The sequence below is a fragment of the Actinokineospora fastidiosa genome (assembly GCF_014648415.1).
Lineage (GTDB): Bacteria > Actinomycetota > Actinomycetes > Mycobacteriales > Pseudonocardiaceae > Actinokineospora > Actinokineospora fastidiosa.
In genome coordinates, this window is sequence record NZ_BMRB01000002.1 from 1 (window position 1) to 10,324 (window position 10,324).

At 72.8% G+C, this 10,324-nt stretch carries 8 protein-coding genes and 1 riboswitch; of the genes, 2 read left to right on the top strand and 6 right to left on the bottom strand.

Annotated features, from left to right (window positions below):
- Positions 1-306: 306 nt before the first annotated feature.
- From IEY98_RS10110 to IEY98_RS10130, 5 genes are all read right to left on the bottom strand, one after another.
- Positions 307-870: a GNAT family N-acetyltransferase gene (locus tag IEY98_RS10110; protein ID WP_189210183.1), complete on the bottom strand. Its 564-nt coding sequence runs from the start codon at positions 868-870 to the stop codon at positions 307-309.
- Between the two features lie 43 nt (positions 871-913).
- Positions 914-2,905 (bottom strand): discoidin domain-containing protein, encoded by a 1,992-nt coding sequence (locus IEY98_RS10115; RefSeq protein ID WP_189210184.1) that lies wholly within the window; start codon positions 2,903-2,905, stop codon positions 914-916.
- A 124-nt stretch (positions 2,906-3,029) separates the two neighbouring features.
- Positions 3,030-3,563, bottom strand: coding sequence for an LppU/SCO3897 family protein (locus IEY98_RS10120; protein WP_189210185.1), 534 nt, complete (start codon positions 3,561-3,563; stop codon positions 3,030-3,032).
- Positions 3,564-3,662: 99 nt separating this feature from the next.
- Positions 3,663-4,880 (bottom strand): SGNH/GDSL hydrolase family protein, encoded by a 1,218-nt coding sequence (locus tag IEY98_RS10125; RefSeq protein WP_229786777.1) that lies wholly within the window; start codon positions 4,878-4,880, stop codon positions 3,663-3,665.
- A gap of 99 nt (positions 4,881-4,979) precedes the next feature.
- Positions 4,980-5,993: a LacI family DNA-binding transcriptional regulator gene (locus IEY98_RS10130; protein ID WP_229786778.1), complete on the bottom strand. Its 1,014-nt coding sequence runs from the start codon at positions 5,991-5,993 to the stop codon at positions 4,980-4,982.
- A 129-nt stretch (positions 5,994-6,122) separates the two neighbouring features.
- On the opposite strand from IEY98_RS10130, the gene IEY98_RS10135 reads away from it, so the two are divergent.
- Together IEY98_RS10135 and IEY98_RS10140 are read left to right on the top strand one after the other, a co-directional pair.
- The gene (locus IEY98_RS10135; RefSeq protein WP_189210188.1) at positions 6,123-7,256 is read left to right on the top strand and encodes an endo-1,4-beta-xylanase; all 1,134 of its coding nucleotides are present in this window, start codon (positions 6,123-6,125) and stop codon (positions 7,254-7,256) included.
- 29 nt (positions 7,257-7,285) lie between these two features.
- Positions 7,286-8,560 carry an SGNH/GDSL hydrolase family protein gene (locus tag IEY98_RS10140; RefSeq protein WP_189210189.1) on the top strand — a complete coding sequence of 425 codons (1,275 nt, stop codon included), beginning with the start codon at positions 7,286-7,288 and terminating at the stop codon, positions 8,558-8,560.
- Here IEY98_RS10140 and IEY98_RS10145 read toward each other — a convergent pair.
- Positions 8,557-10,113 (bottom strand): amidohydrolase, encoded by a 1,557-nt coding sequence (locus IEY98_RS10145; RefSeq protein ID WP_189210190.1) that lies wholly within the window; start codon positions 10,111-10,113, stop codon positions 8,557-8,559. The genes IEY98_RS10140 and IEY98_RS10145 overlap by 4 nt on opposite strands.
- A gap of 59 nt (positions 10,114-10,172) precedes the next feature.
- Positions 10,173-10,303, top strand: a riboswitch (cobalamin riboswitch).
- Positions 10,304-10,324 lie beyond the last annotated feature (21 nt).

Here is a 10,324-nt window from a genome sequence, read left to right on the forward strand (position 1 = left end):
ACGCCCGGTGCCCCGCTTCCGGTCCGGCCGGGGCTGGCGGCCTCCACGGTTCGCGTCCTGCTCCCCGCTCCTGCCGGGTCGGCGGGCCCAACGCCCGGTGCCCACCTGCACTCCGGGCGGGTCGGCGACCTGACCACCCGGTGCCCCACCTGCACTCCGACCGGGGCTGGCGACCTCAGCGGTTCGCGTCCTGCTTCCACTCCGGTCGGATCGGCGGGCCCAACGCCCGGTGCCCACCTGCACTCCGGCCGGGTCGGCAGCCTCAGCGCGTCGCGTCGTGACCGCACTGCGGTTGGGCTGGCGGCCTCAGCGTGTCGGGTCCTGCTCCCACTCCTGCCGGGTCAGGGCGTATTCGACCTCGCCGTGTTCGTCGCCGGGGATGGGGTTGGGCCAGTTCTGGAAGAACGTGCGCACGTACCGCAGGCCCGCCTTGGCCATGACCCGGCGGGAGGCGGTGTTGACCGTCATCGTCTCGGCGAAGATGCGGTCGACGCCCAGTTCGGTGAAGCCCTTCTCGATCAGGGCGCGGGAGCCCTCGGTCGCGTAGCCCAAGCCCCAGGCCGCGCGGCGGAGGCGGTAGCCGAGTTCGACGCCGTCGCGGTCGCCGTCGGGGTGGGGGCGGAAGTGGAACCAGCCGAGGAACGCGCCGGTCGTCCTCTCGATCGCCGCCCAGAAGCCGAAGTCGCCGCGGTCGTAGTAGGACAGCCAGTTCGGGATGATCTCGTCGCGGACCTCCTCCGGCGGTGTCGGCCTGCCGCCGGAGAGGTACCGCATCACCTCGGGGTCGCTGTCCAGCTCGACGATGAGGTCCACGTCGGCGGGGGTGAACCGGCGCAGCACCATCCGAGGGGTCTCCAGGTACACGTGCACGCCGTCATCGTCGACCAGACCGCCCGGCTCAGGCCAGCGAGATTCAGTAGACCCGCAGCTCATACAGCGAGTACCCGTGCCGGGTGCCCCTGCGCTCCCCCTGCATGCGGACGTAGCGCGCCGTCGTCGGCGGGAAGGTCACCACGTCCAGACCGCCCGTCCGGCCGGACAGCGCGGCCGCGGTCTGCCAGGTGCTCCCGTCCACCGACGTCTCGACGCGGTAGTCCGCGCCGTAGGCCGCCTCCCAGTGCAGGGCCACGCGGCTCACCGGCCGCGCCTGGCCGAGGTCGACCCGCAGCCACTCGCCGTCGCGGTTCGTGCTGGCCCAGCGGGTCCGCATGTCCCCGTCGACCGCGTGTCGGGGGCGCAGGTCGGTCAGGAGGTTGGACTCCGTGCTGCTCGCCGTCGCCGTCCCGGCGAGCGGGACCGGCGGCACGTGGGCCTCCGCCGCCCGCATGGTGCGCAGATAGGACTCCGCGCCGCGGACGAGGTCGTCGACGATCTCCGCGCCCGCGACCTTGCGGATGTCCTCGATCCAGTCCGGCATCAGCCCGTAGTGCGCCATGCCGTCGGTGTTCATGTCCCAGGTCCGCTCACCCATCGTGTACCGCTCGACCCGCACAGACCCGTCGGCGGAGGTGAACGGGTAGGTGACCGGGTCGCCGCCCGCGCGCGGGCCGGGCAGGCCGCCGATGCCGTTGGCGTCGATGCCGAACCCGTAGCCGTCCACACCGTACTGGTCGCGGACCGGCTCGCTGCGCCGCCACTCCTCGGCGAACGCGCCCGCGCCGTGGCCGTACTGGGCGACCATGCCGCCGAGGGCGTAGATGCGCGGGAACAGCTTCGGGTCGCTCCAGCTGTGCGAGGACACCACGCCCGGGTAGTCCGCCTCCTCCAGGATGTCCAGCGTGCGGTCGGCGGCCTTGACGCTCATGTGGTCCAGCTCGATCAGCATGCCGCGCTCCATCATCCCGCGCACCATGTGCTCGCCGAGCGCGCTGAGCCCGTGCACGTTGCAGTGCGGCGCGGGCGGGTACAGCGGCAGCGCCGGGACGAGCGGGGCGATCGGGTCCGGCAGGACGCCGTCGGGGGTGACGGTGTTGTCGGCCAGCTCGCCCGTGCAGGTCCTGGCCTGCCAGAACCGGCCGGTGCTCAGGAAGTTGCCCGCGTTGACGAACACGCCCTGCGCCCCGGAGTCGAACCGCACCCCGCACAGCGCGTTGTCGTACTTGTGGCAGACGAACATCGAGCGCACGCCCAGGGCGTGCATCTCGTCCAGCCCCCGGTCGATGTCGGCCGTCGTGCACTGCGGCACGCCCAGGACCTGCCTGCAGCCGAACGGCTCGGAGGTCTCCACCCCCAGCAGCACGGCCAGCCTGCCGCTCTCGATGACCTGCCGCGCCTCGGCCTCGCTGCGCACGATCCGCAGCCAGCCCCGCCCCGGCCCGCCGTTCTCGGCGTCGATGAACGCCTCCAGGTCGCGCATCATCCGCGCCTGCAGCCGCAGCGACTCCATCTCCCCGCACGGCTTGTTCTTCAGCGGGTAGATCTCGCACAGTTGCCGGTTGGCGACCAGGTGGTTGACCATCAGCCGCAGGCCGCCGCGCCAGGCCCGCTCGATCCACTTGTAGTAGGCGGCCTGGTGGGTCAGCGAGTCGTGCGCGGGCCAGTCCGTGAAGGTCGGCCAGCCGGTGGGGTCGTGCGTGCCGACCGGGCTGCCGTGCCGGGTGAAGTTCTCGAACCAGGCGAACTCGCCGTTGGGCTCGTGGTCGTGGCAGTCCTGGAGCGCCGCGGCGGGACCCCTGGCGTCGAAGACCTTGCCGCAGATGAGGTTGCCGCCGAAGGCCACATCGGACATCACGTGGTTGTGCGCGTCGAGCAGACCGGCCACGCTGCCGTCGGGCAGGGTGCCGCGGAACGGCTCGCCGATCACCCCGACGTCGGCGCCCGGCTCCGCGCCCTGCGCGGGCGGCGTGCCGAGCACGGCGACGGCGGCCAGCAGGGCCATCCCGAGGATGACTGGACGTCGGGGCATGGCGGCCTCCTCCTCAGCGAGATGAGGGCCGACCATACTCGTGAAACGGATTCACGTATAGGTCCGATCCGGGGAACGGCGAAGGCCCGGCACACACCTGTGCCGGGCCTTCGCGGGAGAGCCGTTACGCCTCGGTGGGCTGGGTCAGGCAGTAGACGACCTTCGGCTCCGGGTACGCCAGCGGCGTGCCCTCGGCGCAGTCGGCCTCGGCGGTGACCTCGGTGACCTTCAGCGCGCCCTGGGTCGAGCAGGGGACCTTCGGGTAGCCCATCGTGGTGGAGCCGGAGAACTGGTGGCACTCGCCAGCGACCAGCCTCGGCGCCAGGCACAGCTTGGAGTCCGGGCCGCGCCGCGCGGTCTCGGTGTACTCGTCGTAGCCTTCGCCGCAGCTCTCCGAAGTGGACGACAGCACCTTGCCGACGGTGTAGTTCGCCTCCGGGGCGGTGCACTCCACGGTGCTGAACTCCGGCGCGCTCGTCGTGCCGGTCACGCTCGCGCAGTCGCCCGCCTTGGTCTGCGCGGCGTCGCTGCTGAAGTAGTTGACGGCGTAGGCGACGCCGCCCGCCACCACGAGCGCGACGACGAACCCGAGGATCCGCTTCGCGACGCTCGGCTTCTTCGTGGGCGCGCTCGACTGGTCAGGCGTCTCAATGGTCATTCAGAAATCCCAGATTCTCCGTAGGTCCCCAGTACCTCGGTTGAGGTGCGCGGCGGATGCTAGCCAGGTCACGATCCGGTGTAGCCACCGGGGTGATCGTCACCGGAACAGCCGCGCGGGGACCGCCGCGGCCAGCGCCGCCATGCCCGCGTCGTTCGGGTGCAGGTGGTCGCCGCTGTCGTACTCGGGCCTGAGCCGCAACGGGTCGGCCGGGTCGCGCAGCGCCGCGTCGAAGTCGATGACCGTGTCGTACTCGCCGCTGGTGCGGATCCACTCGTTGACGGCCTGGCGCTTGGCCTCGTTCTCCGGGCTGTGGAAGCCGAGCGTGTCGCCCTTGAACGGCAGGATCGTGCCGCCGTGGATCCGCAGGCCCGCCTCGTGCGCCCGGGTGATCAGCTGCCGGTGCGCGCCGATGATCTCCTCCGCGGTCACCACTTCGGACAGCGGCGCCGACGTGCCCGGGTGGCCGAGGTCGTTGACGCCCAGCAGGACGATGACGTGCTCGACGCCGGGCTGGGCCAGCACGTCGCGGTCGAACCGGCGCAGCGCGCTCTGCCCGAAGTACGCCGCGTACGCCTCGGCGGGATGGCCGGCGGGCGGGTTCGGGTCGTGCAGCAGCCGGTTGCCCGCGACGCCGAGGTTGAGCACCCCGGTGTGCCGCAGGCGCTCGGCCAGCAGGTCCGGGTAGCGGTGGTTGGCGCCCACGGCGGTCTCGAAACCGTTGGTGATGGAGTCGCCCAGGGCCACGACCGCCTTCGCGTGCGGCTGTCGCGTTCGGACGCTGACCCCGGACAGGAAGTACCACTGGGTGATCGTCTCGGCGACCGTGACCGAGCGGTCGTCGGTGGCGTTGCCCGCCGCGATCACGTTCTCCTGGTAGGCGAACCCGTGCACGGTCGTGACCGGCGTGGTGTCCGGCAGGTAGATGCTGACCACCAGGTCGGCGGCCGCCGGCAGGCGCAGCTCCACCGGATCGCTGAGCAGGGGAGACCCGGCGGGGATGGTGACCGAGCGCTGGCCGCCGAAGGTCACGGCCCGGTCGGTGGCCGGATCGATGTCGGTGCCCTTGGTCCCGGCCCGCAGCGCCACCCTGACCTCGCCGACCCGCAGCGCGACGTCGCCGAACTCGTTGGTCAGCCGCAGCCGCAGCTGGTCGCCGCCGATGCTGGTGCGCAGCACCTGCCGCACGGTCTCGTCACGCAGTTCCGCCGTCCCGGACACCGGGGTCGCCGTGGGCACGCTGGCCCACGTCCCGACCCAGGCTGGCCGAGGACTCGCCGTGCCGGTCGCGGTCCACCCGCCGAGCAGGAGCGTCACGGCGGCCAAGAGTAGGGCCAGGCGACGGGATCGGGACATGGGACGCCTCCTCGGACATCCGGAAGTTTCCGGAAATCTAGAAGCGCGCCCGCCGCGCTGTCAACGACCGGCGGGCGCAGTGCTGTCCCGGACCACCAGCTCGGTCGCCAGCTCCACCCTCGGGCTGTCGATCTCCTCGCCGCGCAGCAGCCGCTGCACCGTGCGCACGGCGAGCTTGCCCATCTCGGCCATCGGCTGGCGCACAGTGGTCAGCGGCGGGGACGACCACCGGGCCTCGGGCAGGTCGTCGAAGCCGACCACGCTCACGTCCTCCGGCACCCGCAGGCCCCGTCGCCGCAGTGCCTCGTAGACGCCCAGCGCCATCTGGTCGCTCGCGGCGAACACCGCCGTCGGCGGCTCGGGCAGCGCGCACAGCCGCTCCCCGGCGCGGAACCCGGACTCGTAGTCGAACTCGCCCGGCACGATCAGCGCCGGGTCGACGCTCAGCCCCGCGGTCTCCAGTCCCGCCCGGTAGCCGTCCAGCCGGGCGCGGCTGCACCACAGCTCGGCGCGGCCGGAGACGAACCCGATCCGGCGGTGCCCCAGCCGGATCAGGTGCTCGGTCGCGCTGAGCCCGCCCGCCCAGTTGGTCGCGCCGATCGTCGGCACGTCGAGGCTGGGCACCCCGGCGGGGTCGACCACCACGGCGGGCACGTGCAGCTCGCGCAGCTCGGCGTGCAGCGCGGGGTCGAGGTCGGTGGTCACCAGGATCGCCCCGTCGCTCGCGCGCGAGCGGACGTTGTCCAGCCACTGCCGCGTGGAACTGGCCCGCCGGTGGATGGCCGAGACCACGGTGCCGCTGCCCGCCGCGTGCGCCGCGTCCTCCACGCCCCGGATGAGCTCCACGGCCCACGGGCTGTCCAGGTCGTTGAAGACCAGGTCGAGCAGACCGATGGCGGCCTGCTGCCCGCCCCTGCGGCGGTAGCCGTGGTCGCGCAGCAGGGCCTCGATCCGCTCACGGGTGGCCGCGGCGACGTCGCCCCGGCCGTTGAGCACGCGCGAGACCGTCGGCGCGGACACCCCGGCCGCCGCGGCGATGTCCGAGATCGTCACGGCGGGTCGTTGGCTGGCCACGGCGTCCTCCTTCTCCGACCGTTCGGGTCTTGACGGTCGCACAGCGGGCAATCTAGCGTTCCGCGGCATCGTATTCCGGAATATTCCGAAACTATATCGCTGGGGTTCACCCCGAACGCAGGAGACGCGATGAAGCCCCTCCGCATTGTCGGCACCACTCTGCTCGCCACCGCGCTCACGATCCCGCTCGTCGCCCCGGCCACGGCCGCGTCGCTCGAGCGCCACCAGCCGCCCGGCCACGCCAAGAAGGACACGCTGCGGGCCGCGGCGCCCAAGGGCTTCGTCATCGGCACGGCGGTCGCGGGCGGCGGCCACCACGAGAGCCAGCCCTACCCCGACCCGTTCACCAGCGACGAGCCCTACCGCGCCGCGCTGGCCCGCGAGTTCAGCTCGGTCTCGCCGGAGAACCAGATGAAGTGGGAGTACATCCACCCCGAGCGCGACCGCTACAACTTCGCCGCAGCCGACGCCATCGTCGACTTCGCCCGCCGCAACCGCCAGGTCGTGCGCGGCCACACGCTGCTCTGGCACAGCCAGAACCCGGCGTGGCTGGAGCAGGGCGGGTTCTCCAAGGAGGAACTGCGGGAGATCCTGCGCGAGCACATCTTCACCGTGGTCGGCCGGTACAAGGGCCGCATCCAGCAGTGGGACGTCGCCAACGAGATCTTCGACGGCGAGGGCAACCTGCGCACCCAGGAGAACATCTGGATCCGCGAGCTCGGCCCCGGGATCATCGCCGACGCCTTCCGCTGGACCCGCGAGGCCGACCCGAAGGCCGAGCTGTTCTTCAACGACTACGGCGTGGAGAGCATCAACGCCAAGAGCGACGCCTACCTCGCGTTGATCAAGGACCTGCGGGCCCAGGGAGTGCGGGTCGACGGCTTCTCCGCCCAGGCGCACCTGAGCATGCGCTACGGCTTCCCCGCCGACCTCGCCGACAACCTGCGCCGCTTCTCCCGGCTGGGCCTGGAGACCGCGATCACCGAGCTGGACGTGCGCATGGACCTGCCCGAGAGCGGCACGCCCACCGACGAGCAGCTGGCCACGCAGGCCGAGTACTACCAGCGCACCCTCGACGCCTGCCTGAGCGTGCGCGGCTGCGACTCGTTCACCATCTGGGGCTTCACCGACAAGTACTCGTGGGTGCCGGTGTTCTTCCCCGCCGAGGGCGCGGCCACCGTCATGTGGGACGACCTGACGCGCAAGCCCGCGTACTTCGCCCTGCAGGACTCGCTGAAGGAAGCCTCGAACTGCCGTAGGTAGGCCACAACCGGATCAGGGAGCGTGCGGCCATGAGCAGGGTGTCCTCGATCGTCGCCATCGTCGGCATGGCAGCGGCGGCGGTCGCCGCGTCGCCCGTGGCCGCACGCCCCGGACCGGAACCGGCCCACCACGCCCGGTGGGTCCACACGTGGACGGCCATGCCGCAGCTGACCGAGCCCCACAACCTGCCGCCCGCGCCGTTCACCGAGGACGGGCTGGTCATGGCCGACACCACGCTGCGGCAGACCGTCCACACCTCGATCGGCGGGCGGACCGTGCGGCTGCGGTTCTCCAACGCCTTCGGCGGTGCCGCGCTGCCGATCACCGCGGTGTCGGTGGCCAAGCCCGCGGGCGGGCAGGCGGGCGTCAGCGCGATCGACGCCACGACCGCGCGGCAGGTGACGTTCCACGGCAAGCCGTCCACGGTGGTCCCGGTCGGGGCGCAGGTGGTCTCCGACCCGTTCCCGTTCCCGCTCGGCGCGCAGGAGAACCTGGCGGTGTCGGTGTACCTGGCCGACGGGCAGGCGACGAACGAGGTCACCTCCCACCCCGGCTCACGCACCACATCCCACCTGCTGCGCGGCAACCACGTCGCCAGCCCCGACCTGCCGGGCGCCACGCCCACCGACCACTGGTACCTCCTCAGCGGCGTCGAGGTCATGGCCAGGGCGAGCGCGGTCGCCATCGTGGGCGACTCGCTGACCGACGGGCGCGGCTCCACGACCAACGGCAACAACCGCTGGCCCGACCGGCTGCTGGCCCGGCTCCAGGGACATCCGTCCACAGCGGACATCGCCGTGCTCAACCAGGCCGCGGGCGGCAACCGCGTCCTCAACGACGGCCTCGGCCCCAACGCCCTCGCCCGCCTGGACCGCGACGTGCTCGCCCACAGCGGCGTCCGGTGGATGATCGTGTTCGAGGGCGTCAACGACCTCGGCACGGCCGCGCCCACCGAGGCGGCGCAGAAGCAGGTCGCCGACGACCTGATCGCCGCGTACGAGCAGCTGATCGTCCGCGCCCACGCCCAGGACATCCGGGTGTACGGCGCGACCCTGCTGCCCTTCGGCGGCCACACCGGCTACGACGACCCCGACGGCCACCGCGAGGCCGCGCGGCAGCGGGTCAACGACTGGATCCGCGCCAGCGGCCGGTTCGACGCGGTCATCGACCTCGACCGGGCCGTCCGCGACCCGCGGAACCCGCGCGCCCTGCTGCCCGCCTACGACGACGGCGACCACCTGCACCTGAACCCGACCGGCTACCAGGCCGTCGCCGACGCCGTCCCGGCCCGGCTGTTCCGCTAGCCCCAGATCCGGCGCCCCGCGAGCCAGGTGCCCAGCACCGCCACGTCCGCGGGGCGCCCGGCCGTCGTGGGGTCCTCGGACAGCAGCGCCAGGTCGGCCTGCCTGCCCACGGCGAGCGTGCCGCGCTCGTGCTCGGCGAACGCCTGATAGGCGGTCCCGGCCGTGTAGCAGGCCAAGGCCGTCTCCCCGTCGACGCGCTCGGCGGGCACCCAGCCGCCGGGCGGATCACCGGAGAGGGTCTGGCGGGTCATGGCGACCTGGACGCCCTCCAGCGGCTTCAGCGAGTCCACCGGCCAGTCGCTGCCGAAGGACACCCGGGTCGTCGCCGTCAGCGTCCTGATCGGGTACTGGGCGGCGGCCCGGTCGGGTCCCAGGCGCGGGATCGTCAGCTCGGTCTGGGCGGGGTCCAGCTGCGCCCAGTACGGCTGCAGGTTGGCGATCACCCCCAGCTCCCGGAAGCGCGGCACGTCCGCCGGGTCGACCAGCTGCACGTGGGTGATCACCGGCCGCCGGTCGCGGGGCGGGTTGACGGCGGTCGCGTGCTCGACGGCGTCCAATGCCAGCCGGACGCCCGCGTCGCCGATGGCGTGCAGGTGCAGCTGGAAGCCCGCCGCGTCGACGGCGGCCGCCGCGGCCAGCAGCTCGGCCCGCGGCCAGACCGGCGTTCCGTGCCCGCAGGAATGGGCGTAGGGGGAGAGCAACGCGGCGGTCTCGGTCTCGATCACGCCGTCGGTGAAGAACTTGACGGTGTGCCCGCTGACCAGGTCCGTGGCGACCCGCTCGCGCTCGGCGCGGAACAGGGGGAGCTGGTCGCGCCAGTGGTCCGGGTCGGCCCGAAGCGCCAACGCCACGCGCAGGCCGGGGTTGGCCAGGTAGGCGTCGGCGAACCCGGAGTCCAGGTCGACCCACGCGTCCTGCACCCAGGTCACCCCGGCGGCGGCGTAGGCGGCGTAGGCGTGCCGGACGGCCGCGCCCAGGTCGGTCAGGCCCGGCGGGATCAGCCGCAGCACGAGATCGCAGGCCGCCCACTCGCGCAGCGTGCCCAGCGGCGAGCGCACGATCCCCTCGACCGTCGAGTCCTCGACCCCGGCCCGCGCCAGCGCCGCGGAGTTGCACCACACCGCGTGGTAGTCGCCCGCCCGCAGCACGACCGGGCGGTCCGGGACCGCGGCGTCGAGCCAGCGGGCGTCGTAGACCCCGTCCGGGGCGAGCGTCGGGTCGTAGCCCGCGCCCACGATCCACGGCACGTCCGGGTGCGCCTCGGCGTACACCCGGACCGCCTCGACGATCTCGGCCACGCTCGCCAGGCCCGCCACCGGCGGGCCCTGCCGCTCCAGGCCGCCGAGGACCGGGTGCGCGTGGCCGTCGCCGAACGCGGGCATGAGGAAGCCGCCCGCGAGGTCGATCTCCGCCGTGCGGTCGCCGATCAGCGCGGCGTCGCCGAGCGCGTGGACCCGGCCGCCCCGCACGGCGAGGGCGTGCGTGCGGCCCGTCCCGGTCCACACGGTCCCGCCCCGGAAGACGACGGTCGGCTCGTCGGCGCTGTCGGTCACGTCCGTATGATCTCCCGTCGGGAGTGCTCCATCTCATGGGATTCGTCGCGGAGACGGCCGTCCGGTCACGTATCATCCGCAGTCGAGTACTCGCGTCCCCAGGGGGAAGACCGGTCGAAGTCCGGCGCTGACCCGCAACGGTAGGCCACTCGTGGCGAGCCCGAACACCCGAGGACGCGACCTGCTCCGGACACCGTCGAGGACAGCGGGT